General features: G+C 45.0%; 21 protein-coding genes. 12 read left to right on the top strand and 9 right to left on the bottom strand.

The features are described 5' to 3' along the window. Positions 1-180: 180 nt before the first annotated feature. The 5 genes from NO989_RS15715 to NO989_RS15695 all read left to right on the top strand — a co-directional run bounded on the left by NO989_RS15715 (position 181) and on the right by NO989_RS15695 (position 5,551). Positions 181-1,359 (top strand): aminotransferase class V-fold PLP-dependent enzyme, encoded by a 1,179-nt coding sequence (locus NO989_RS15715; protein WP_283617329.1) that lies wholly within the window; start codon positions 181-183, stop codon positions 1,357-1,359. A gap of 56 nt (positions 1,360-1,415) precedes the next feature. Next, positions 1,416-1,598: a DUF2065 domain-containing protein gene (locus NO989_RS15710; protein ID WP_371342854.1), complete on the top strand. Its 183-nt coding sequence runs from the start codon at positions 1,416-1,418 to the stop codon at positions 1,596-1,598. Between the two features lie 503 nt (positions 1,599-2,101). Further along, entirely contained in the window at positions 2,102-3,400 is a 1,299-nt protein-coding gene (locus NO989_RS15705) for an adenylosuccinate synthase (RefSeq protein WP_014948109.1), read from the top strand. A gap of 316 nt (positions 3,401-3,716) precedes the next feature. After that, positions 3,717-5,123: an aldehyde dehydrogenase family protein gene (locus tag NO989_RS15700; protein ID WP_371342853.1), complete on the top strand. Its 1,407-nt coding sequence runs from the start codon at positions 3,717-3,719 to the stop codon at positions 5,121-5,123. 11 nt (positions 5,124-5,134) lie between these two features. After that, on the top strand, positions 5,135-5,551 hold the full coding sequence (locus NO989_RS15695) for a VOC family protein (protein ID WP_014948111.1): 417 nt from the start codon (positions 5,135-5,137) through the stop codon (positions 5,549-5,551). Between the two features lie 52 nt (positions 5,552-5,603). Here NO989_RS15695 and NO989_RS15690 read toward each other — a convergent pair whose 3' ends face one another. After that, positions 5,604-6,311, bottom strand: a complete 708-nt coding sequence (locus tag NO989_RS15690; protein WP_371342860.1) for a PepSY domain-containing protein — start codon at positions 6,309-6,311, stop codon at positions 5,604-5,606. Positions 6,312-6,400: 89 nt separating this feature from the next. Here NO989_RS15690 and NO989_RS15685 point away from each other — a divergent pair, with 89 nt between their 5' ends. Next, positions 6,401-6,871, top strand: a complete 471-nt coding sequence (locus tag NO989_RS15685) for an NYN domain-containing protein (RefSeq protein WP_014948113.1) — start codon at positions 6,401-6,403, stop codon at positions 6,869-6,871. 156 nt (positions 6,872-7,027) lie between these two features. On the opposite strand, the gene ggt is transcribed toward NO989_RS15685, so the two are convergent. After that, positions 7,028-8,746 (bottom strand): gamma-glutamyltransferase, encoded by a 1,719-nt coding sequence (gene ggt / locus NO989_RS15680; RefSeq protein ID WP_371342852.1) that lies wholly within the window; start codon positions 8,744-8,746, stop codon positions 7,028-7,030. Between the two features lie 76 nt (positions 8,747-8,822). Next, on the bottom strand, positions 8,823-10,199 hold the full coding sequence (locus NO989_RS15675) for a Na+/H+ antiporter NhaC family protein (RefSeq protein ID WP_371342851.1): 1,377 nt from the start codon (positions 10,197-10,199) through the stop codon (positions 8,823-8,825). A 196-nt stretch (positions 10,200-10,395) separates the two neighbouring features. Between NO989_RS15675 and NO989_RS15670 the strand changes: the two genes are divergently transcribed. Both NO989_RS15670 and NO989_RS15665 read left to right on the top strand, forming a co-directional pair. Continuing rightward, complete coding sequence (locus tag NO989_RS15670; RefSeq protein WP_287498769.1) at positions 10,396-12,369, top strand: glycoside hydrolase family 3 N-terminal domain-containing protein; 1,974 nt, start codon at positions 10,396-10,398, stop codon at positions 12,367-12,369. A gap of 118 nt (positions 12,370-12,487) precedes the next feature. Beyond that, positions 12,488-13,558: a mechanosensitive ion channel family protein gene (locus NO989_RS15665; RefSeq protein ID WP_014975538.1), complete on the top strand. Its 1,071-nt coding sequence runs from the start codon at positions 12,488-12,490 to the stop codon at positions 13,556-13,558. A 159-nt stretch (positions 13,559-13,717) separates the two neighbouring features. Here NO989_RS15665 and NO989_RS15660 read toward each other — a convergent pair whose 3' ends face one another. Together NO989_RS15660 and murQ are read right to left on the bottom strand one after the other, a co-directional pair. Beyond that, positions 13,718-15,220: an exo-beta-N-acetylmuramidase NamZ domain-containing protein gene (locus NO989_RS15660; RefSeq protein ID WP_371342850.1), complete on the bottom strand. Its 1,503-nt coding sequence runs from the start codon at positions 15,218-15,220 to the stop codon at positions 13,718-13,720. 18 nt (positions 15,221-15,238) lie between these two features. Then, positions 15,239-16,252: an N-acetylmuramic acid 6-phosphate etherase gene (gene murQ, locus NO989_RS15655; protein ID WP_080759992.1), complete on the bottom strand. Its 1,014-nt coding sequence runs from the start codon at positions 16,250-16,252 to the stop codon at positions 15,239-15,241. Between the two features lie 190 nt (positions 16,253-16,442). Between murQ and alr the strand changes: the two genes are divergently transcribed. Further along, positions 16,443-17,519 (top strand): alanine racemase, encoded by a 1,077-nt coding sequence (gene alr / locus NO989_RS15650; protein ID WP_039225023.1) that lies wholly within the window; start codon positions 16,443-16,445, stop codon positions 17,517-17,519. Between the two features lie 425 nt (positions 17,520-17,944). On the opposite strand, the gene NO989_RS15645 is transcribed toward alr, so the two are convergent. From NO989_RS15645 to NO989_RS15630, 4 genes are all read right to left on the bottom strand, one after another. Continuing rightward, entirely contained in the window at positions 17,945-18,670 is a 726-nt protein-coding gene (locus tag NO989_RS15645) for a YitT family protein (protein WP_371342849.1), read from the bottom strand. Positions 18,671-18,892: 222 nt separating this feature from the next. After that, a complete protein-coding gene (locus NO989_RS15640; protein ID WP_014948122.1) occupies positions 18,893-19,204 on the bottom strand; it encodes a hypothetical protein in 312 nt (103 codons plus the stop codon). 92 nt (positions 19,205-19,296) lie between these two features. After that, entirely contained in the window at positions 19,297-19,683 is a 387-nt protein-coding gene (locus NO989_RS15635) for a VOC family protein (RefSeq protein WP_370133754.1), read from the bottom strand. A gap of 48 nt (positions 19,684-19,731) precedes the next feature. After that, a complete protein-coding gene (locus NO989_RS15630; protein WP_371342848.1) occupies positions 19,732-20,127 on the bottom strand; it encodes a Rho-binding antiterminator in 396 nt (131 codons plus the stop codon). A 466-nt stretch (positions 20,128-20,593) separates the two neighbouring features. On the opposite strand from NO989_RS15630, the gene NO989_RS15625 reads away from it, so the two are divergent. From NO989_RS15625 to NO989_RS15615, 3 genes are all read left to right on the top strand, one after another. Next, on the top strand, positions 20,594-21,712 hold the full coding sequence (locus NO989_RS15625; RefSeq protein WP_014975544.1) for a porin: 1,119 nt from the start codon (positions 20,594-20,596) through the stop codon (positions 21,710-21,712). Between the two features lie 19 nt (positions 21,713-21,731). Continuing rightward, positions 21,732-22,529: an ABC transporter substrate-binding protein gene (locus tag NO989_RS15620; RefSeq protein ID WP_061439318.1), complete on the top strand. Its 798-nt coding sequence runs from the start codon at positions 21,732-21,734 to the stop codon at positions 22,527-22,529. A gap of 146 nt (positions 22,530-22,675) precedes the next feature. After that, positions 22,676-24,013 carry an alginate export family protein gene (locus tag NO989_RS15615; RefSeq protein ID WP_342325132.1) on the top strand — a complete coding sequence of 446 codons (1,338 nt, stop codon included), beginning with the start codon at positions 22,676-22,678 and terminating at the stop codon, positions 24,011-24,013. Positions 24,014-24,070 lie beyond the last annotated feature (57 nt).

Raw genomic sequence — 24,070 nt, 5'->3', positions numbered from 1 at the left:
GCAGAGTTCTTAAAATTTGCTGTAGTTGTGTTTATATAAGAAATATCACTAAGCACGTCGATTTGGGCAAAACAATTTACACTTAATTTGTAAATAAATGTTTTGTTGCAGGCGCAGATTCATGCGAAAAAGGTAGAAATTTGATAGGGTTTACGCAGTTTTTATATTGGGCACTAGAGCATGGCATATCAGCATTTTTATACGGGTTTTCTTAATGCGAACAAAGGTAAACAGCATTATGCGTGTCACAGCCACTACTTTTGGCCCGACTGCACGCGTGATGCAATGCTCAACTACTGGGATGACAGCGCTAAGTATGTTGACGAAAAATGGGGATATTTCTTCCAAACTTTGGTGCCAGAGCTACAGCAGCGCATTAGCAACATACTGAACACTGGTGCGCCACAGCAAATCGTTTTTGCGCCCAATACCCATGAGCTGCTTTATCGCGTAATGAGCTGCATCGATAGTACTGCGCCTTATAAAGTAGTGTCGACAGACAGCGAGTTTCACAGTTTTCAGCGCCAAGCGAGTAGGATGCAAGAGCAGGGTGCGATAGAACTTATTACCGTACCTACTAAACCCTACGATACGTTTGCGTCGCGCTTTAAGGCCGCCATTGCCGAACACGATCCCGAGCTGGTTTTCTTTAGTCAGGTGTTTTTTAATTCCGGATACGTGGTGAACGATGTCACAGATATCGTAAATAGCGTAACTAACGACAATACCCTTATTGTGGTTGATGGCTATCACGGGTTTATGGCAAAGCCTACCGATATAGCGAACATTGCCCACCGAGCCTTTTATCTTGCCGGTAGTTACAAATATGCTCAGGCAGGAGAGGGCGCATGTTTTGCGCACGTACCCGTGGGCTGTGAGCTAAGACCCGCATATACAGGCTGGTTTGCAGAGTTTGGCGAGCTAGATAAGCCTCGCAAGGTTGGCGGTAAAGACAGCGTTCAATATAGTCTAGATGGAATGCGCTTTGCTGGTGCGACCATGGATTTTACCGCGCTCTACAGATTAAGAGCCGTGCTTCGCATGTTCGACGACAATGGCATTGATGTCGCTACAGTTAACGAATACGTAATGGGCATGCAGCGCACATTTCTAGAGAAACTTGCTACCTGCAACCATCCCTTGCTAAACGAAAAACATCTAGCAGTAAGTGATGAAGCAAACCGAGGGCATTTCCTTACCTTTGAATTAGATAGTGCCGATGAAACAAAAGCCCTTGCTTCAGCGCTTAAAGAGCACCATATCCTTACCGATTTTAGAGGAAACCGCTTACGGTTTGGTTTTGGTCTGTACCACACCCCTGAGTACATTGATTTAACCGCACTGAATCAGAAAGCGTAAGTCGTTGCTTTAAACATACGTAAATATTAACGTCACACTTATTTAAGGATAGTTTTATGGAGTGGCTACTACCCGCTTTAGCGTTGGTACTTATTATAGAAGGAATAGGGCCGCTTCTTTTTCCTAATAAATGGCGCAATTATTTACTTCAGATAAGCGAACAGCCCAGCAATCAACTGCGTCAAATTGGCGGAACCCTTGTGATAATAGGCGCACTACTGCTGTTTTATTTCAGTTGAGTTAGCGCCCAGATCTAGACATTAAGAGGCGTGAAGCGGTGTGAAAACGGACCTCATCAAACACTGCCACACGCTTTACCATAATACATAGTACGAAAAGGAGCGCGACTTTACCGTTGACTGAAAAGTGTGCTCTTAAACCTGTATTCAACATTCAGAGGTATATTTTCAGCCCTTTGAATACCTCATTAGCTTTTAAGCATCCAATGCCCGCGAATAATAGCAAAACGTTATATAAATGGGCGTAGTGCAGACTGCGATAGACCGTCTGTTCAGCTTTTTTACCGGGTAATGTTTAGAAAGCTTTAAAAATTAGCGTCTTAGAATGTTTGTGCTGAAAAATAAGAAGCCAAGCCTTATTTCAAAAAGGCTCGAGCGGCAGTGGGTCATCTTTGTGATTTCAAAAATAAAAATAAAATAGTCGTATTTTTGTTCGAAAAAGAGATGATCCTTGCCCTAGAATTTTGTAGAATCCCCGCCTAATTTTCTTACACATATGATTCATGGCAAAGAACGTTGTGGTACTCGGCACTCAATGGGGTGACGAGGGTAAAGGCAAGGTCGTAGACCTACTCACTGATCGCGCAAAATATGTTGTTCGTTACCAAGGCGGACACAATGCAGGTCACACTCTAGTAATCGACGGTGAAAAAACCGTACTTCACTTAATCCCATCAGGCATCCTACGCGATAATGTTACCTGTATTATTGGTAACGGTGTTGTGCTTAGCCCTGACGCACTAATGAAAGAAATGACTATGCTTGAAGAGCGTGGCGTTCCAGTGCGCGAGCGATTAAAGATTAGTGAAGCTTGTCCGCTTATTCTTCCTTATCACATTGCACTAGACGTAGCGCGCGAAAAAGCCCGCGGCGCAAAAGCAATTGGTACAACGGGTCGTGGTATCGGTCCAGCGTATGAAGATAAAGTAGCCCGTCGTGGATTACGCGTTGGCGACTTGTTTAATGCAGAAGACTTCGCAGCAAAGCTGAAAGAAGTGCTAGACGTGCATAACTTCACGCTTACTCAGTACTATGGCGAAGAAGCAGTAGACTTTGACGAAACCTTAAAAGGTGCAATGGAAGTTGCTGACATTCTTAAAGCAATGGTTGTTGATGTAACTGACGAACTAGACAAAGCACACAATGCTGGCTTGCCTATTATGTTTGAAGGTGCACAAGGTACACTTCTAGACATCGATCACGGTACTTATCCTTATGTTACGTCGTCAAACACTACCGTGGGTGGTGTAGCAACGGGTGCTGGCTTTGGCCCACTTAAGCTAGATTACGTACTGGGTATTGTTAAAGCATACACTACGCGTGTAGGCTCAGGTCCTTTCCCTACTGAACTAGAATGTGAAGTAGGCCAACACTTAGGTGTTAAAGGTCACGAGTTTGGCGCGACCACAGGTCGTAAGCGCCGCACGGGTTGGTTCGATGCAGTTGCGATGAAACGCGCAGTACAAATCAACTCTATTACAGGTTTCTGCTTAACTAAGCTTGACGTACTAGACGGTCTTGAAAGCCTTCAAATTTGTGTAGGCTACAAAGATGCAGACGGTAACGTGAAAGACGTTCCACCTATGGCGGCTGACGGTTACGAAAAAGTGACGCCAGTTTATGAAGAAATGCCGGGTTGGACAGACAACACTTTTGGTGTAACTGAGTTTGAAGCGCTTCCACAAGCTGCAAAAAACTACATTAAGCGTCTTGAAGAGCTAACAGGTGTGCCGGTTGATATCGTTTCAACAGGCCCTGACAGAAACGAAACTATCGTTTTACGCAGCCCATACGACGCGTAATAGTTTCACATTAAATATGTTTAAAAGCCCAGTGTTCACTGGGCTTTTTTGTTTGTAATTTTTTGACCTTTTACTTTTATATAATCTTGTTATTGCTTCAACGTTAACTTTTTATACTTCTTAAGTGTAATGTCAGCCACTTGCACCTAAAATACGAGCTCATTAAACATTAATTAACAATTTAGTTGCGTTGTCTTCGAACATCCCTATTAATATAAGATAGTATCAGTTAATTATTGCGCTGCTTTGCCCGACAACAATCTTAAGACGAGCCATAGAATTGTTGCAGTGGGTGTTATGCTATCGGAGCCTTCTTATGCCAAATAGACCTTCTCTTCACGCAGTGGAAACTGGCGTGTGTTTCGTTGACGTTGTTCACAAGCTTAACGACAGTTTCGATACAGGGAAAACCCAGTCCTTGGAGTGGCGTAAAAGCCAGTTAAAGGCATTAGAAACTTTACTGAAAGACAACCAGCACGACATTTTGCAGGCCCTTAAAAATGACCTGGGCAAATGTAAGACCGAAGCCATGGTAGCGGAACAAGGGTTTCTGCTTTCTGATATCAAGCATACGCTTAAGCATTTGGATAAATGGGCAAAGCCACGCAAAGTATCAACGCCCATGGTGGCATGGCCAGGTAAGAGCTTTCGCAAGCCTGAGCCGCTTGGCACTGTGCTTATTATCGGAGCGTGGAATTATCCGCTTCAGTTATTGCTTGCCCCTTATATCGCCGCTATTGCAGCGGGCAACTGTGCGGTATTGAAACCCTCTGAATTGGCTGAAGAAACCTCGTCGCTGGTGGCTAAGCTTATCCCCCAATATATGGATAATTCATGCGTTGCTGTAATAGAAGGCGGTAAAGATGAAGCGACGGCGCTACTTGCCTGCAAATGGGACCATATTTTTTACACCGGTGGTGAAGTGGTGGGCAAAATTGTCATGAGCGCCGCGGCCAAACATTTAACGCCAGTAACCCTTGAGCTTGGCGGTAAGAGTCCCTGTTTTGTTGATAAAAACACAAACCTTGCTGTCACCGCGCGCCGTTTAGTGTGGGGTAAATGGATGAATGCGGGCCAAACTTGTATTGCGCCTGACTATGTCATTGTTGAAAAGGGCTTTGAGCAAAAGCTTATTGATGCGGTTAAAAAAGAGCTGAAAAAGCAATACGGCAAAGCACCTTTATCGTCACGAGATTACGGCAATATCGTTAATCATCGTCACTTAAAGCGTCTTGAAAGTTACCTTGAAAACGTCAATGTGGTGTATGGCGGCGAGCTAGATGAATCTCGTCCAGCAATGGCGCCTACCCTTGTACTGGAGCCATCGCTAGATAGCCCGCTAATGAAAGAAGAGATCTTCGGCCCTATTCTACCTATTATCACTGTTGACAGCATGGAGGCGGGCATTAAGTTCGTGAACAGCAGGCCTAAGCCACTCGCACTTTATGCATTTAGTGATAAGGATGATGTGCTTGATAATATTATCAGCAAAACCAGTTCAGGCAGTGCGTGTACTAACGACACTATGCTGTTTATGACTAACCCTGAGTTACCGTTTGGTGGCGTAGGAAATAGCGGCATGGGTAGCTATCATGGCCAAGCAGGTTTTGATACATTCAGCCATATTAAAACGGTAATGAAACGTTCATTCGCCCTTGACGTGTTCTTCCGTTATGCGCCGTTTTCTAAGTTTAAGCTGTCGTTGCTTAAGAAGTTTTTATAACAGGAGTTTCCATGGTTCAACCTTTTCATCTTGCCATTCCGGTCACTAATTTAACCGACGCAGAAGCGTTTTACGGTGAGTTGTTGGGTTGTGAAAAGGGCCGCAGTGATACCCAGTGGATAGATTGGAACTTCTTTGGCCATCAATTAGTGACCCACTGTGTAGAGGCTATGCCGTCGCCGCCTTCACATAACGGGGTAGACGATCATGCTGTGCCGGTGCCGCACTTTGGCGTTGTGCTAACCATGGACGATTGGCAAGCACTGGCAAGTAAATTAGAGGCTGCCGATACCGAGTTTGTTATCGCACCTTATATTCGTTTTAAAGGAAAGCCGGGCGAACAAGCCACTATGTTTTTCAAAGACCCTTTCGGCAACGCGTTAGAGTTCAAAGCGTTCGCCGATATTTCTCAGCTTTTCGCTTCATAATAATGGGGGCAGTTGCTCTTTGCCGTACATCAAAGAGCTGCCTGATACTAGGCTAGCGCTTCTTCTTTTTTGGTTTGAAGCGCTTATATAAAAGCGCAACACCTGTAAGGGTGAACAAAAAGGCGCTGCCCGAAAAAGCAATTAACCACGGCGTGTTAAAGTTACTTCTGTCCTTATAATCCATTATGTGCAGCATCCACATAAAATCAAACAGCCGCCATGTGTCGGTACGTACGCGCAGAACACTGCCTGTGTTTGGGTCGATATAAAACCGCGAATTAAGGTCGTCATCGAAGTTTACCTGCCATAATGGCGCAGACAGGTTTTGCACTTCTTGAGGTAACACGCTTAATAGCTGGGTCTCACCAATATCGCCAGTACCTGGGTATTGCCCTTTTGCTGCTTTACGAATAGCGCTTTCTTGCATGGTTTGCAAAGCTTCACCTGTTAATGCGCTGTAGCGATAGGCAATGTTGTCATCCACGACATGATAAACAGGAATAGCATGAAGCGTGTTTGGGCCAGCATGGCCTACTTCATTTATACGATGAGTAAGTGAAAGAACGGCAGCGCTACTGTGGTGGCGCAAAATGTCTGAAGGGGTAACCGTAACGTTGTGCCACGACGTAGTGACGGCGTGTTTTAAGTGGTTGCCTCTTACTTCATCTATGGGTAACCAGGCCATAACCAAGCCGCTTAAAAACCATAGGCCTATTTGTACAAATAGTATTAAGCCTAGGTAGTTGTGCGCCTTGCGCATAAATTTCATCATCAGGTTTTTTGGTTTTATTATCAAAAGGCTATAACATCAGAAAACAATAACCGAGTAAACCGAAGAAGAGGGTGGTTTTGAATAAAGCATTAGTGCTGGTAGACGTACAAAATGTGTATTACACCTGCCGTCAGGCGTACAAACGTAACTTTAATTACAACCAGTTTTGGCGTGAACTTACCTACAATTTAGACATAGCACATGCTTTTGCATACGCCATAGACAGGGGTGACAGCAAGCAACGTGAATTTCAAAACATTCTTCGTGCTATTGGGTTTGAAGTAAAGTTAAAGCCTTTCATTCAACGTGCTGACGGCTCGGCGAAAGGTGATTGGGATGTAGGTATAACAGTAGATGCACTTGAACACGCCGACGATGTTGATGAGATCATTTTGGTGTCGGGCGACGGCGATTTCGATATTCTTGTAAACGCCCTTAAAGCAAAAGGGAAAACCGTAACGGTGTACGGTGTTCCTGCATTAACGGCTGAAAGTATTCAAAAAGTGGCGTCTAAATACGTGCCTATCGACGCCACGCTGTTGCTGTAGTTTTCAGCTTGTACTTTGTTCAAGGCTGAACTAATTACACTGAGCCCTCAAAGCTACACTAATGGAGCTCAGCTAATGTGGCTGAGCTAACAGCCCTGTGCTAATACGGTTGTACTAAGACGGCTGTGTAAATACGACTGTGTTAATAAGGCTGTACTAATATGGTTGTACTAGGCTCTTACCTCGTCCGCTTTTTTCAGATGCGGCTTCTACACCCTCTTTAGTGCGCTTAATTAAATGCACATCACCAAAGCGACGATTATCTATGGTATAGCCCATTGCTTTAAGCTCATTTACCGTTGCCTCTGTAAACCCGTCGTGCATACGAATGGTGTCTTTGGGCAATAGCTGGTGATGAAAACGTGGTGAGTTCACGGCTTCTTCAGCGCTCATATCGTAAAGCAGGGCATTCAATAGCGACTGAGTTACTGACGAAATAATGGTAGTGCCGCCAGGAGAGCCTGTTACCAGTACCACTTGGTCGTCTTTAGTGACCAGCGTTGGCGTCATAGAAGACAGCATGCGCTTGTAAGGTTCAATAGCATTCGCCTCACCACCCACTGCGCCAAAGAAGTTAGGCACGCCAGGCTTAGCACTAAAATCGTCCATTTCATCATTTAACAAAAAGCCAGCACCAGTCACAACAACACCGCTACCAAACGTAAGGTTGATGGTCGTTGTATTGGCAACAGCGTTACCCCATCTGTCCATAATGGAGAAGTGTGTTGTATCTTCGCTTTCTTTTAAACCAGGCTTAACGCTTGGGGTATCAGAAATACTGGTAGGCTGAATATCTGCTGCGCGTTGAGTAATATAGTTAGCGTCAGTGAGCGCTTCTACCGGAACACTAACAAAATCAGGATCGCCCATGTATTCAGCGCGATCGGCAAACACGCGCTTACCAATTTCTGACATAACGTGAATGTATTCAGTACTGTTTTGCGCTGGCAAATCGTGCGTTGCGTCATAGGCTTCTAGCATGCCGATCCACTGGGCAACGGCAACACCACCAGAGCTTGGAGGAGGTGCGGTCACCAGCTCATAACCTTGCCAGTTTAGGTGAAGAGGTTTGCGCCACACTGCTTTGTAAGCCAGTAAGTCTTCATAAGTAATAAGGCCGCCGTTTTGCTGCATAAAATCAACAATATGCTTTGCTACATCGCCTTTATAAAAGCCATCCTTTCCCTGTTGCTGAATCGCTTTAAGCGTTTTCGCTAGCTCTGGCTGTTTGAAGGTAGTGCCTGCTTTAGCGTGTGCAAAATACTCGCTAAAGTTGTTATTGATAGATGCTTCTTTGGTACGCTCAATATAGTGATCAATGTTATTGGCCAGCTTCTCGTGAACCACAAAACCTTGCTCGGCTAAATCAACGGCTGGTGCGAGTAGACGCTCCCAATCCAATGTGCCGTATTTTTTGTGCGCGGCCCACATACCAGCAACGGTACCAGGAATGCCAGACGCTTTAGCCCCAAACAAAGACTCGTACGGTTTTACGTCACCTTGCTCGTCAAGATACATATCGCGATGCGCATTTTCAGGTGCCATTTCACGGTAATCTAAAAAGTCGGTGCTATCTTCAAACTTTATTGTCATAAAGCCGCCACCGCCTACGTTGCCCGCCTCAGGTAGAGTAACAGCCAAGACAAACTGTGCCGTAATAGCAGCATCAATTGCGTTACCACCTTCTTGGAGTACCTGCATTGCAGCATCGGCACTGTAGCTGTCAGGCATGGCAACGGCCTGTTGGCTAAGCCCTACTGTATTGTTGCTAGCACTATCAATAGAGGGATTTGGCGCATGGGAACACGCTGCCACTACTGAAATAAATGCCACTATTACCGAGATAAACCCGATGTTAGCTATCCGCTTTTTCATTACAAACTCCTTGTTACAGACATTGCTAAACCTTTGCGATTAGCAACTGACTTCCAGCAAACTTTAATCAACGGCATTAACCAAGCATGACCAAGCTTGCTACAAAATAGGCAATAAGCGTAAGTGCGCCCGCAAATAGTGCGTAGGGAAACTGAGTTTTAACGTGCGTTAATACGTCAGTACCTGCTGCTAGCGAAGATACGGCAGTAGTGTCGGAAATAGGTGAACAGTGATCACCAAATATGCCGCCCCCCAAAATAGCGCCAATGACCAGTGAAGGGGGTAACCCTAAACTTTGAATCAGCGGCACACCAATAGGAATTAGGATGGCGAATGTGCCCCATGACGTGCCTGTGGTAAACGACATGATCGCTCCGGCAATAAATAGCATGGGAACAATAAGCACTAAAGGAAGATACTCTCCCACTATGCCCGCGACAAACACGCCTGTTCCAAGCACCTTAAGGCTATTGCCTAAGGTTAACGACAGTAACACTATGGTTACTAGAGGAAGTAGTTCACCCATCCCTTTAAAACCAATTTCTACCGCTTCCTTGTGGGTAAAACGCTTGTGGATTAAGAGCAGACCATAGGCAATGGCAGTGGCAAGAGCCGTAGCGTAAAGTACAGATTTGCTCCCGCTGCCTTCAGACAATACGCCATTACCTGTCCAGAACATGAAGCCAACCATGCTTAATACCATTATTATTAGCGGTACCAACATAAAACGTGCCTTGGTGGCAGGTTCCGTAGTTTGGTTAACCTCTACATGCGTGAGTGCTTTTTCTTCCTCAGCCATGGGGCCGTGCACTTTGTCAGCGGAAATAGTGTAGGCCACAATAAGTAAGGTGAAGATAGCGTAAAAGTTAAAAAATACGCTGCCCCATAAAATTGAGGCTGACGAAGCTGGTAGCTCGTATGCATCGAGAAGGCTGAGTATAAATGCCCCCCAGCCGTTCAATAAAATCAAAATGCAAACGGGCGCGCTGGTGGAGTCGATGATGTAGGCTAAGCGCGCGCGGCTCATGCCGAAACGGTCAAACAGACCTCGGGCGAATATGCCGGCAGTGAGCACACTTAAGTTTGATTCTATGAATACAGCGATGCCAGTGAACATGGTCAAGCCGCCAACTTGTTTGCGACTCTTCGCTACCCCTTTGTTTACTAGAAAGTTGACCGTTGCCGTTACTCCGCCAGAGTCACGTATAAATGCGAGCAACGCGCCCACTAGTACAGAGAAAATAAGCACCCGTGTATTGCCCGGACTCGCGGCGGTATCAACCACGCGCTCTATGGCATTAATGGGCGCCATATAGCTGCCAGCGATATCAGCATTTACCAAAATTAACGCTTCCGCGCACAAAACAGCCAGCGCTAATGCGAGTATGACTTCTTTTTTCCAAAAGACGACGGCAATAGCCACAAGAGGGGGGATGACTGACATCCAATCCATACTTCTTTCCAAACTTAAATTTATGTGTGCCTAGGACTTGTTGAGCTTTGATAAGTTACTACGCTCTACTTGCCCTATAGGTATGTCTATTTGCGTAAGAGAATGTGTGATTGCAGTTCAAAGTTGGCGAACATGCTTCTCTCATTTATGCTAGCGTACCGTATTGTGCTTCGTGTTACCAAGGATTAGATAAACATTGTTATTCCAGCAAGTTATTTGTAAAAAACGTGCTTCATTGATGGGCCTTAGCGCTATCTTGTCAGGCATACTCATTTTATTAAGTGCTTCACTGTTTACTGCTAGCGCAACCGCTCAATCTGAAAGTGCTAACGCTTCGAATAATCCTAAGCCCAGCGCTGATGCCGAAACAATTCGCGCTGTAAAAAACATGCTCGGGCAAAAAATCATTTTGGATTTTCGCTATTTCTGTGAAGACAATACGCCGTCTTCGCGCTGCCGTACGCCCATGACCGTAATTCCACCGTCACTTTTAAATGTGCTTAGTACGCACAACATCGGCGGTGTTATTTTGTTTTCAGAGAACATTCAAAATACCGAGCAGTTAATTACGCTCAATTACACCATGCAGCAGCATATGGTAAAAGCAGGTCGTCAGCCGTTATTTATTGCTGTCGATCAAGAAGGGGGCAGAGTAGCAAGGTTGCCTTCAGACATGCTCTCGCCGTTTGCGGGTAACATGGCCATTGGCGCCACTTTTCATCAGCGAGGCAGCGCATTTGCGCAAAGTGTGGCATCTCATATTGGCCAAACGCTTTTACCGCTGGGAATAAACACCAATTTTGCGCCGTCGGTTGATGTAAATAGCGAGCCGAAGAACCCCGTTATTAACGTACGCAGCTTTTCGGAAAATCCAGAGCAGGTAGCCGCACTCGGGCAGACATTTGTCAGTGCTATGCAAAGTACAGGTGTAATGAGCGCTATCAAACATTTTCCAGGCCATGGTGATACCCATGTAGATAGCCACAGTGGCCTGCCGCAAGTAACGCATAGCAAAGCGCAAGCTATGGCGGGTGACATCCTTCCTTTTGCGAATATCATTAATAGTGCAACGCCTCCTGCAATGGTAATGAGTGCACACATTCAGTACCCGTCTTTAGACGATACGACAATTATTGATAAGCATGGTAAGTCACAAATAGTTCCTGCTACTTTGTCGAAGAAGATACTAAGCAATTTGCTTCGCAACCAATTAGGATATCAAGGCCTTATCGTTACTGACGCGTTAGACATGGCAGGTATTACTCAGTTTTTCTCCCATGAAGAAGCATTAGTCAGTGCATTCAGCGCAGGTGCTGATATTGCGCTTATGCCGTTCACCATAAGAAACCAAGACGACATAAAAAAGTTCGCGTTACTTTTGGATAATGCAGCAAATCGAATGTCGGAAAGCGCTTTCTTGAAAGCGTCTCATAATCGTATTATTAAGGCAAAACAGCGCTTTGCTTTGCAAAGTTTTATTTCCAAGCCCATGTCATGGTGGCTCAATGAAGCGAAAGAAAATGCTTCAATGAATAACCCTAACAGTTTGAAAAACAGAGGAATTCAAATTGAGAAAGCGCTTTCTAAATCGTCAGTTTCTGTACTCTTCGGGAAGGATGAGTTGCCAATAACTTCAAATCGCTGGTTGGCGCTTATGCCAGACGCAGCAAGATGTTTAGCATTTGAAGCCGCGCTTACACGCGCACGTTCCAACTTCAACAATAAGACTCTGGAGTTTGCGTGTTTGCCGTTAACTGCGTTACCTAAAACCCAATTAGCAATGAATCTACTAAAACAAGCTGACGTGCTGGTGGTTGGTAATATTAGTCCGCTACATGCTAACTATGAATTAGGAGGAGTCGATTTACCTGAGCATGTGAAACGACGCGCAAGCGAGACTGAGGTGATGGCATTTAGCAAAAAAATAATGGTTGCTGCGAAAGCACAGAATAAAACCGTGGTCTTTGCTCCACTGCGCATGCCATATAAAGCGCATGACGTGAAAGAGCTAGCCGATGTTGCTATTGCTACATTTAGTTATGCGGTGAACATTACACAGCAAAGTGATAAAGAAAATCAGCACGTTACGAGCTATAGTCTTAATGCTTTGGTTGATGTAATACTTGGTAGCGCGCTCGCTGAGGGACGTTCACCTGTTTCGTTGAAATAGGTGGCCACGCGAAAGCAGAGACCAAAACCAAAGATATTGCCCATTTAAGTGCGAACAAAGAGCCAAGCCAAAAGTCATTTCAAAAGCCAATTCAAAAGCCATTTCAAAAGGAAATACCGTGAATACAACAAATACATCAGGTGCTACGCAAACTTCATTAGTCGATACGGTATTAAGTGCGTTGTTCCCTTTTGTTCCGCTTCTTGTCGCTATTGTATTGGTAATAAGTGCGCTCATCGCACTGCACTACCTTCTGCTAGCCAAGCAGAGCCATCTTACTAGTGAGCAGAAGTTACCTCGCCAAGTTGGAATGTTGGTACTTACTATCATTGGCGCTGTTGTAATTGCAATGACGCTCCCTGTAAGTGAGAGTACTAGAAATCAGGTTATTGCACTTATCGGCGTACTTATATCAGGTGTGATTGCCTTTTCTTCTACCACCATGGTAGGGAATTTGATGGCGGGGATCGTACTTCGTGTAAATCGTCCGTTTAAAGTGGGTGACTTTATCAAGGTAGAAGGCTACAGCGGTCGCGTTACCGAAATGGGCTTGCTCGATGTGGAAATTCAGACTGAGAGCAGAGAGCTTATTGCCTTTGCCAATACGCTGATGGTGAATTCGCCCGTTTCTGTGACCAGAGCGTCTGGCGCAATTGTTAGTGTGGATATCAGCTTAGGTTACGATATTCATCACAGCATTATTGAAAAGCACTTACTTGTTGCAGCTGAAAATGCTCAGCTGTTAGAGCCATTTGTACAAGTAGTTGGGTTAGGCGACTTTTCAGTAAGTTATCGCATTTCAGGTCTACTAACCGAAGTAAAGAGTTTGCTGAGCGCGCGTTCAAGACTTCACAAAGCCGTACTCGACGCTTTGCATAATGCCGATATCGAAATTGTTTCTCCTAGCTTTATGAATCAACGCCCCCAACCTGACGGCTTGAAAATGATAGCTAAATCGCCTGGACACACTAAACAAGAAGAAGCATCTCCTGAAGACGTTATTTTTGACAAAGCTGAAGAGGCCGAGCAAAAAGAAAAAAGTAAAGAAACGCTGATGCAGACGATCGCCGATATTGATGCAAAAATCGCTGAGAGTGACGGCGAAAACAGAGATGAGCTTAAACATCAAAAAGCCACCGCTGAAGCTCAGCTCGCAGCTTTGGTAAAAACAAAAAATGAAGAAGGTTAGTTTTTACTAACTTTTTTAGCTTCCATTAAATCTGGGGGTATGCGGGTGTGAGTATTTACTTACACATTATGTGGTAAGTTTAGTATCGCTAACACTTCCTCCACATTTACCTTGATATGATACCTCAAATTCTCAAAGCTAAAGGTGTTTATCTGTCGATCAATCCGTGTCGTCGTAAAGCAAATAGGCCTTTCGTCTTTCTCTAAATTTATTTAAATCTTTCTGCCAACTTTGGCGAATTTCTGTAGGCGTTTTGCCAGTCTGAATTTGAATTCGTAGAGCATCAGTGCCCGCTAATTTGTCGAAGAAATCTGGGCGAGTAAAGAAGGTTTCTTCAGAGGCATTACTGGCGCTGATCATCTTGTTATATTCAGAAAAACGAGAATAGGCATCTATCAATGTAGCGATATCTAAGCCACTAATTGGTGAGCGCTTGTGAGTTGTTTGCTTAGAGTCAGAGCCTTCAAAGATCGTTGGATCAGCATAAGAAAAGACATGTGCACTTAGCAGAGTATTTTCATGTTTAGGGTGGGGCGCTGCGCTATTTGCATTTACCGGTATCTCGGTTTTACCAAATTCAACAAACGGGTGGCCAATAAGTTGGAAGGGAAAGTCAGTGCCGCGACCTATACTCACGTCGGTGCCCTCAAAAAAGCACAGCGTTGGGTAAAGGAGTATCGATAAATCGTTTGGCAGATTAGGGCTAGGGGCTACGGGCAATGAATAATGTGCAGTGCGTTGATAATCCTGCACTGGGACAACGGTAAGCTTAGCGTTGTCATAACTGCTCACGTCAATATCTAACCACTGTTCCCCCACAATCATTTGAGCAAGTTCGCCCAAGGTCATACCGTGTAAGACGGGAATAGGATGCATGCCAATGAACGACGAAAATTCAGATTGAAGTACTGGGCCGTCAACATAACGGCCGTTAGGATTTGGCCTATCTAACACGATAACGTCGATATTACGCGCAAAGGCCGCCTCCAACACATAGTGCAAGGTGCTTAAATAGGTATAAAAGCGTACGCCTACATCCTGAATATCGAAAACAATCACATCGATGCCATCCAACATGTCGGGGGTAGGCTTTTTGGTTGCGCCGTAAAGGGAGTGAATAGGTATACCGGTTTTAGCATCAATATTGCTATCTACCTTTTCGCCAGCGCCTTTGTCTCCTCTAAATCCGTGCTCCGGCGACATAATACTTACAACATTAACACTGCGTTGAAGTAGGGCATCAAGCAGATGCTGATTGCGCTGGCTTGTCTTTATCTTATTTTTTTGTGTAGCCAAGCTGTTGCTCGATTCGCGCTCTTCAGGCTCAACCGTGCTAGAAGGCAATGCGCTGTGGCTCGAAACCAACGCGCTTTGGTTTACCACCAAACTAACCCGTTTACCTGCTAGCAAGGGCAGGTATTTCGAATAGCGTTCAGCGCCTACAGTAAACTGCTTAGTGCTTGATACAGGCTGCTTATCCCCTAGTGTAGGCTGCTTCGCGTTGCCACCTGCACCGCTTGTATATACATGTGTAGATAAGCTTTGCTGTGCACAGCCGTTAAGCGATAAGCTAATTAGTGCTAGAGAAAGTACTGCAATGAATGCGCTCGACGTTAGGCGTCTAAAAACCTTGTTCACTGTGACCGAAGTTAAAACTTTCATAGCATTAGGCTACCGTGGTTATTCGCTTTTATTCACGGCGGAACGTAAATACCCACCGCTAGCATCTAATTGAGCGGCGGCCTGCTCGGCAGATTGCCCCGTTAATACCATTAAAATAGCAACTTTAGCTTTGTTATTACACGCACTAAGCGCTGCTAAAGCAGCATTTTCACTGCAGTCCGTAGCCTGCATAACAATGCGAAGCGCACGGGCTTTTAGTTTTTCGTTAGTGGCATTCACATCTACCATTAAGTTTTGATAGGTTTTCCCCAGCTTAATCATTGTGCTGGTGCTAATCATATTAAGAATTAGCTTTTGCGCCGTACCCGACTTCATGCGCGTACTGCCAGTAAGTGCCTCAGGACCAACAACTGGGCATATAGCTACATCAGCATGGGTAAAAATAGCGGCGTTAGGGCTACATGCAATAGCGCCGGTAAAGCAGCCAAGCGAACGGGCATATTCCAGTGCGCCACTTACATAGGGTGTACGACCGCTTGCCGAAATACCAATAACGGTATCGTTGTGGTTTAAGGACAGCGCTACAAGATCAGCACGCCCCGCGTCGACGTCATCTTCTGCACCTTCTACGGCGTGCTGAATGGCTTTTTCACCGCCAGCTATCACGCCAACAACCAGTTCATCAGGCACGCTAAACGTGGGGCGGCACTCTACCGCATCAAGTATGCCCAGCCTGCCGCTGGTCCCCGCGCCTATATAAATAAGCCTGCCACCATTTTTAATGCTAATGGTTGCAGCATCCACCGCTTTTCCAATTTGCGGAATTTGCGAGGTAACTGCGTTTGCCACTTTCGCGTCTTCGTTGTTAATGCGGGCAAGAATGCCTTCCGTGCTTAGCGTGTCTATATCGAGGGTGTCTGGGTTTCTGCCTTCTGACACAATTTTATTCAGTGACTGGGCTAATTCGTTAACGGTGGGTTTATTACCTGCCGCTTGATTGTCAGTACTGACTGTATTTTTAATACTGGCGTTGGCGGATGATTCTGAAGTAGAAGAATTGTGCGAAGACATTAAAAACCTTGGGGCAACGAAATTGTGATAATGAGCTAGCGCAAAGCATAACGGTATTTTATGCCATAAGAAACCTTGCGTTAGATGGTACGTTTTTCATTATTAATCCTGCGCAGCTAATACGTTTCTCGTGGTACACTTTGGCTTTCGATATTCTTTCTCATTAAACATTTAAGGAACGTGTTTTTCTGTGAGCCGACAAACGCAAGCTATCATTCATGCTGATGCCCTTTTACATAACTTTAAAGCCCTTGCTGCTTTAGCGCCCTCAAGCCAGTCTATGGCGGTAGTAAAGGCCGACGCTTATGGTCATGGAGCAGTAAATGTAGCGCGCATTCTTCAGCATGTTTCTTCGCGTTTTGCCGTAGCAATAATTGAAGAAGCCATTGCGCTTCGCGACGCGGGAATTTCTGCGCCTATTGTGGTGTTAGAAGGGGCACATCAGGCAAAAGAGTGCCAAATGGCATTTCAGCATAACTGTATATTAGTTATGCACTGCGAAGAACAGCTTACGTGGTTAGAAAGCTGCCCCGAACAGCAGCGCCCGCATATTTGGCTTAAAGTGGATAGCGGCATGCACCGGTTGGGATTTGCCCTTTCCGATATCGAAGGGATTGCTGCTAAGTACAATCATTTACTTAGCGAGCAAACGGTTATTGCTACGCACTTTGCGTGCGCTGACGATGTAGATAATAACTTTACCAACACGCAAATCGATGCGTTCAATCAAGTAGCGAGTAAATTGGACTTGCCAACCAGCGTGGCTAATTCTCCCGCCACGGTAAACTGGCCTGCAAGTCGAAATGCTTGGAACCGTTTAGGTGTGGGGGTTTATGGCGGTGCCGTTTCTACCTCACAAAATCTCGACATTGAAATCTACCCTGCCATGACACTTCGCTCCAGTGTATTAGCGGTACGAACCATACCGGCAGGCGAGGGAATTGGTTATGGTCAAACCTGGGTAGCAAGTAAGCCCAGCAAAATTGCAACCGTAGGCATTGGTTATGCCGATGGCTATCCAAGACACTGCAAAAACGGTACGCCGGTAATGATTAGAGGTAAACGTGCCTATTTAGCTGGCCGCGTTTCTATGGACATGATCACAATCGATGTAACTCATATCGACAACGTCGCGGTGGGCGATGAAGTTGAACTCTGGGGGCAGAATGTGCCAATTCAGGAAGTTGCGGCTAATGCTGACACTATCGACTACGAATTAATGACCCGCGTTTCTCAACGGGTGCCGCGCATTGTAAAATACCTTTAACTTTCAAAGCAGTGCCAATTTGGCTAGACTTCATATAAGTTTTAATAAAGCACTATTCATTAAAAGAATGAGACTTTTACCCCCATTTTGAGCCTATACTGTATCGGCTTGGTTGCGGGATTGCGGTGAATGTTTCGCCTCCAACTGTGCTGAGCAACAACTCATAAGTGAGGTTTGTATGCGTACTTCGTTTTCTCGTCCAAGAGTGAACCGTGGAGTAGTAAGTCGACCGTCAAGACCTGTTCAGAAGAAGCAATAGGTTTGTTGTAGGCGTCTAGGAATACAAATAAAAGATACAAGAAAGCCCGATTAGGTTGTGCCTAACCGGGCTTTTTATTTGTTGCCCTAATCATCGCTGCTGTCTCTTTTTGAGGGGAGTAACAGCGAAAATTTATGACCGAATGGCAAAGACTGGCTGAGTAAATTTAGCTGTTTTGTGCGCGAAGCTCGCTGTCTAAGCACTGTTTTAGGCTGTTTTCAGCACGATTTTCAATGTGATTGGTATCGGCATTGTTTGACTCAGCGTTTGCCTTTTTTGATTCAGATTCGCCTTGCACTGGGAAGTAACGCTCTGGTCTATGGTTAAGCGAAATAACCATGTTCAAACAAAATGCCGCTAAAATTGAAATTAGCACTAAAGGCCAAGCGATGAAAAACAGAGCACTAAGTAATATACAGCTATCGACGGTTAGCTGGAATGTACCGGCTCTAATATTGAAACGTTGTTGTAAATAGAACGCCATAATACCAACGCCACCAAGGCTTGAGCTATGACGAAACATCATCAGCATACCTACACCAATTAGAATACCGCCAAATACCGCCGCGAAAAATGGATTTACGTGGCTAATATCCACAAACGCTGGAATTTGCTCAGTTAGTACAGAAACCGTGGTGACGGATATAAAGGTGTTAATGGTGAAACGCTTGCTAATTTGCGTCCAAGCTAGGGTGTAAAACGGTAAGTTAATCAGAAAGAATAGCAAGCCGAAGTCCATATCTACGGCATAAGTACCTAACAGCGCTAAGCCTGCCGCGCCACCTACCATTAAGTCTTGAGACTGAAATAAATATACGCCAAAAGCAACAAACAAGCCGGCGCTTATCAGGGCGAAAACATCCTCGATGACACTGTGTTTTGTTTTTTGCATAAGAAAAAGTTTGCGTTAAGAAGACACAGCGTAATTATACGTTTACAACACAGTAGGTTACAGCGAGATGAAAAGTTAACTCGGTGCGATAAATGGCGGAAGGTAAGTTTGCCTTTACGACTTTTAGCGCACCGGTGAATAGGGTGTTGCGTCGATGTAAACGTTGCACCAACCTGGTTCACATAAATCGCAAAAAGTAGAGGAAACTTCTAGGGAGTCTGATTACTCAACAATAGAGAATACAACGGTATCTTGCTTATTAAACTCTACACTGCATTTCATAATGCCTAAGTGTAGAGGGCTATATGCTTCGATTTTGCTGCCATTTGCAACAAACTCTGTATCCCACAACAATAAGTTTGCAGTATCTAGCTGGCGTTCGACACTTTTTTTCGATACGCCAGGCGTAAAGTTATCGCAGAGAATTATGACTTCGCGCCTTGCTTCTATCCAATAAAACGTCGTAGTGATCAACAGTGCTATTGCCGCTATTGCAACAACATCAGCAATAATGGAACGCTTCATGGCCTGCACGTGCTACTTCTCCTCTACTTCCTTACACTATTCATTTAAAACCTTGCCGCAAAAAATATCGCAACGACAAGGCGCACTTATATAAAGTGCAATTAGGTCGTTTGGATCAAATCCCACTTATTGCCAAACTTATCTCTAAAGATGGCTACCGTACCATACACTTCTTTCCGAGGGGTTTCTAAAAATGCTACCCCTTTGCTTTGCATGGCATTGAAGTCGCGCCAGAAGTCGTCAGTATTCAAAATTAAAAATACTTTATCGGCGGCTTGGCTGCCAATGAGTGCCATTTCTGTGTCATTTTTTGCTTGCGCCAACAACAAGCTCGTAGCACTGTGTGGTGGGGTTGCCAGAACAAAACGCGAGTTTTCGCCGGTTACTTTGTCTTCGGTTAAGGTAAAGTTTAAAACCGTGGTGAAGTATTCAATGGCACTGTCGTAGTCGTCTACAAAAAAAGTAATGGCCGAGAGGTTTTGCGTCATAAATCAGGATCACTTTGAAAGTTAAGCTAAGTTAGCTGCGCATACTACCTAAAAGCTGACTGAGCTGAAATGCGGGTTGTCAGTTATTGCGTGAAGTTGAGCGGTTTCATTAAGCGCAATATTTTGCGTGGATGTGTCGATGGACATTTGAATACACTCTGTGGCCACGTCGTTGCGTTTATCGATAACTGTGGTCAGTGCTGTACCCTTTACCGTATTCCCGTCTTTTAATACTACGCTCACCTCAAGCCCATACATGCAGGCAATTTCGATGTAGTCGTAAAGCTGGCACGCTATGTTCACATATTCCCCTATTCGCTGTTCAAGTGGCGACCAATTAGTAGAGTAGACCTGACGTTCACAGCAAAACTTTCCACATTTACCGCGCATACATAGCGCTTCACTTTCCACAGTAAACGACCAATGTTTAATACCAGTCCGCATAGATCATTTCCCACTCAGCGAGATTTAAAATGTTCGTAATCGCGGCGTGTTACCGCAGGTATAGTGGTTCTACATCAAGGTGACACAACAAAGAGTACGGACATTTTAAACTCGCCCTTCGGGAAGGTCTGGCAAGCTTCCTAGCTTCATTCTGGGAATTTGAAAGGAAACAGCCATTCCTGCATTCCCACGCTTCGCTAGGAAACTTGCCAGCGCCTTCTGAGTTGGTAATGATCTATGCGGATTGGTATATCTGCCGCCTCGCGGGGGGCGATTAATTTCCATGAGTCACTTCACAGAAGTCTGACCTTAACAAATGATCTTTTTTTAAGGTTTGCTCAGTATTGTTAGTACTGAAGGATTTATTTTGGTGCGCGATACACCTAAGCGCTTGAACGCCCCTCATGTTTCTTAGAGGCATTTTTTAGCAAAGGGTTCCCGCCAAAAATTCAATACAGGAACAGTAATGAACAAGCTACTATCCGCATTTTCTTTAGTTTCAATAGCCTCGTGCACCTCAAGCTTCGCAAATGCCGACGAACTTCCCTTTAATTTAAGCGGCCATGTTAGGGTTAACTACGGGCATCAAGACTGGCAAATCCCCGAGTTTAGGGATGGTTTCGAATTTGAATCATTCAAACTTGGCGTGTCGGGTGAGTCAGATCAATTTAGCTATAAAGCCGAATATCGATGGTACGAAAACACCGACTTCGACACAGTAAGGTTCGCCGACCTGACTTATCATTTCGATGAGCAAACCGAGATTACAGCAGGTATAACCCAAACACCGTTTGGTTTGCAGCCCTTTGCCAGTAACAACTTTTGGTTCTCGGTAAATTATTACCTTGGCTTCGAAGATGATTACGATGCTGGGGTGAAAATAAACCACGATTGGGGCAACTGGGATTTTCAAGCCGCCTATTTTATGAACGACGAGTACAACGATGCCGCTGAGTTCGGGCGCTATTCGTTCGACGTGGCGGACGACGGTGAATATCGAAATAAAGAAGACGGCCAATATAATTTACGTGCTAACTACACAGCAAACTTTATTCGCGGAGGCACTACCGATATTGGCGTGTCTTACCAATACGGCAACATCTTAAACCTGGATACCCTGGACGATGGTGATATGAATGCCTATGCCGTGCATATGCGCCATACCCAAGGCGACCTAAAAGTCGAACTGCAGTATATCGATTATGAATACGATCTGGCTGCACCAGAAGGGCAAGCAGACGATCGCATAGCGCTATCCTCTTTCACCTTTCCGTTCTTAGCCGCGGCCGACGGTAAAACCTATTCAGCAAACCTTGTGTACTCTGTGCCTTATAAGTTTACTCACATAGAATCACTTACTTGTTATTCAGAGTACAGCGTGGCAAAGGGTGAAGGAAGTGAAGGGAAAAACTCGTCGCAGTGGATAAACGGCTGTAGCTTTGGCTGGGATAAATTGTTTGTATATGTAGATAGTATCCAAGGCAAAAACATGTGGTTCTCAGGCGGTCCGGGCGTGGGACTCGACTTAGGTGGTAGACAAGAAACTACCCACCGCCTGAACATAAACCTTGGTATTTACTTCTAATCACTAACAGGACTTTGACATGCGATTACTATTAATAGCGACATTTATACTAGCGCTAGTTCCAATGCAAAGTTTTGCCCATGCGTGGATGAAACTGCGAATAGCGACCACAGAGTATGCCCCTTATACGTCAACTGATATGCAGCACGACGGTTATATCAATCACATAATCGCTGATGCGTTTTTAGAGACGGGCGTTGTAGTTGAGTTTGTATCTTTACCCTGGGAAGAAGCGCTTGAAGCAACGCTGAAAGGCGAATACGACGCCATCTCATACGGCAATTTTGTGCGCGCCCGGGAAAGTGAGTTTTTCCACAGTAACCCTATTAGTGCGGAAAGCTTGGTGTTTTATGTTAATGCTGAAAAGGGCCCTGATACTTGGGCTGAATTAAGCGACTTAAAAGACCTAAAGATGGGCGTAACAGAAGGGTATTTATACAACGATGAACTTGCCGCTTACATTAAAAGCAGCAGTAATGTTGTGGAAAGTTCCACAGACAAAGACAATTTACAGGCGCTGATTGACGGTAAAATTGACGTTTTTCCCATTGATGAGTTAACCGGATGGTACTTGCTTCAGCGTGATTTCGATAGTGGCGACCGCAGAGATGTGATGCCCATTAAGCCGTTTATCTCAACTGTAACCACGCATCTGTTAGTGCCTAAAGGCGAAAGTGACAGTCAGCTTATTCTGTCGCTATTTAATAAAGGGTTAGAAGAGTTAACGCTGGACGGAAAACTGACCCGCTTTAAACGCCTTCTAAAAGAAGGCTACTATCAGCATCCGCAGAAAAAAGTGAATTTTGACAGACGCTAGCTGGCGTTTCAGGCCTAAGGGGCTATAGATAAGCCCCGCTGGCTAAACGCCAAAGGCATAATAAATTAAACTAAAAGGGCAGTGCGATAATAAAAATAATCTATATACTTCAGTGCACATGATACTGATGTAATGGTTATTTCCTAATGCGCAGCCCTTTATTTGTGCGACTTTACGGGCGTGGTCGTTTTCGCTCGCTGTTGAGCACATGCCTTCTGCTAATACTCGTTGTTATTTCCCCGTTAGCCAACGCGTCGAGTGATGAAATAACCTTTGATGTCTCTGGCTCGTTTAGAGTGCGCTACGAGTCGTTGAATAACCCTATATTTCCAACATCATCAGCTGCTCGAGAACAAAGTAATCAGCGTCTTTCAACACGCTTTATCGTGAATTCTACGGTAAGTTATCAAAACCTCGCGGCAACGATTGAAATACGTGACTCGCGAGTGTTTCTGGATGAAAACGATCCAACGCTAACGGCCAATCAGGTTAATACACTAGAGCCTACACAGTTTTTTATCACCTACAAACCTGAACGAGAATCAGGCTTATACGAAGTGTCTGCGATAAAAGTAGGGCGTATGGAGCTCGACTACGGCAGTCGCAGGCTATTGGCCAAAACAGCCTATCGCAATGCCACCAATAGCTATGATGGAATAGTGGTGGAAGCAAGAGTTGCAGATTGGCAAGTACACGGGGTGTACGTGCTGCCGGTATCTCGCTTTCCTACTGACAGTGAAAGTCTGGACGGGAACGAACGCGCGTTCGACAAAAGCTTTAGCGAACGAAAATTCTTTGGTGTGTACGCTGCGTCAAAAGACAACAACGTTAAGCTGCAAAGCTACTGGTTAAAAGAAGACGATAGTGAAGCACTTGCCACCAAAAACCGTGATTTGTACACATTGAGTGTGGACTATACCCAGCCTTTCGATAATGGCCTGATAACAAATATAGAGGTGGTGGGGCAAAAGGGAACTTCTTATCAAACTGCATCTGCTAACGATACAGACGAGAAAGACGTTCGTGCATATATGCTGTTTGGTTATGTTGGGAAACAGATTACAGACAACACCTTTCTTAGAGCTGAAGTTGACTATATCAGTGGCGACAACGACACAAGCGATGACACAATCTCTGACTTTGATACCTTATACGGCGTGCGACGTTTTGATTTCGGACCTACTGATGTATATCAGGCTATGCCACGTAGAAACCTAAAAGCAGTGGGGCTTCGAAGCGTGTCTAAGCCAGCAAAATCGCACAACATTATGCTTGGTTACAAAGCCATGTGGTACCAAAAAGCACCTCAAGACGTGGACAGTTTCATTGGCCATCAAGTGGAAGCTCGCTGGCGTTATCAAATGCGACCCGAGTTGCGATTAGTGCTAGGTGGAGCCTACCTCAAAAAAGGAGAGGGTTTTGCGCGTGGAGATTACAGCGACAACAGCGCCTTTTTATTCACTGGCGCTTTGTATACCTTTTAAAATCTCCGGCTAAATAGCCCGCGTAAACTGGGTACAGCTGCTTACACTACAAGCCTT

The sequence above is a fragment of the Alteromonas sp. DY56-G5 genome (genome assembly GCF_041414725.1).
GTDB classification, from domain to species: Bacteria; Pseudomonadota; Gammaproteobacteria; order Enterobacterales; family Alteromonadaceae; genus Alteromonas; species Alteromonas macleodii.
This window is presented reverse-complemented; position numbering and strand designations above follow the sequence as displayed.

Bases quoted from the DNA above. Each gene is read 5' to 3' on its own strand.
- NO989_RS15715 (WP_283617329.1), top strand. From the start codon at position 181: ATGGCATATCAGCATTTTTATACGGGTTTTCTTAATGCGAACAAAGGT.
- NO989_RS15710 (WP_371342854.1), top strand. From the start codon at position 1,416: ATGGAGTGGCTACTACCCGCTTTAGCGTTGGTACTTATTATAGAAGGA.
- NO989_RS15705 (WP_014948109.1), top strand. From the start codon at position 2,102: ATGGCAAAGAACGTTGTGGTACTCGGCACTCAATGGGGTGACGAGGGT.
- NO989_RS15700 (WP_371342853.1), top strand. From the start codon at position 3,717: ATGCCAAATAGACCTTCTCTTCACGCAGTGGAAACTGGCGTGTGTTTC.
- NO989_RS15695 (WP_014948111.1), top strand. From the start codon at position 5,135: ATGGTTCAACCTTTTCATCTTGCCATTCCGGTCACTAATTTAACCGAC.
- NO989_RS15690 (WP_371342860.1), bottom strand. From the start codon at position 6,311: ATGCGCAAGGCGCACAACTACCTAGGCTTAATACTATTTGTACAAATA.
- ggt (WP_371342852.1), bottom strand. From the start codon at position 8,746: ATGAAAAAGCGGATAGCTAACATCGGGTTTATCTCGGTAATAGTGGCA.
- NO989_RS15675 (WP_371342851.1), bottom strand. From the start codon at position 10,199: ATGGATTGGATGTCAGTCATCCCCCCTCTTGTGGCTATTGCCGTCGTC.
- NO989_RS15660 (WP_371342850.1), bottom strand. From the start codon at position 15,220: ATGAAAGTTTTAACTTCGGTCACAGTGAACAAGGTTTTTAGACGCCTA.
- murQ (WP_080759992.1), bottom strand. From the start codon at position 16,252: ATGTCTTCGCACAATTCTTCTACTTCAGAATCATCCGCCAACGCCAGT.
- NO989_RS15645 (WP_371342849.1), bottom strand. From the start codon at position 18,670: ATGCAAAAAACAAAACACAGTGTCATCGAGGATGTTTTCGCCCTGATA.
- NO989_RS15635 (WP_370133754.1), bottom strand. From the start codon at position 19,683: ATGACGCAAAACCTCTCGGCCATTACTTTTTTTGTAGACGACTACGAC.
- NO989_RS15630 (WP_371342848.1), bottom strand. From the start codon at position 20,127: ATGCGGACTGGTATTAAACATTGGTCGTTTACTGTGGAAAGTGAAGCG.
- NO989_RS15625 (WP_014975544.1), top strand. From the start codon at position 20,594: ATGAACAAGCTACTATCCGCATTTTCTTTAGTTTCAATAGCCTCGTGC.
- NO989_RS15620 (WP_061439318.1), top strand. From the start codon at position 21,732: ATGCGATTACTATTAATAGCGACATTTATACTAGCGCTAGTTCCAATG.
- NO989_RS15615 (WP_342325132.1), top strand. From the start codon at position 22,676: ATGCGCAGCCCTTTATTTGTGCGACTTTACGGGCGTGGTCGTTTTCGC.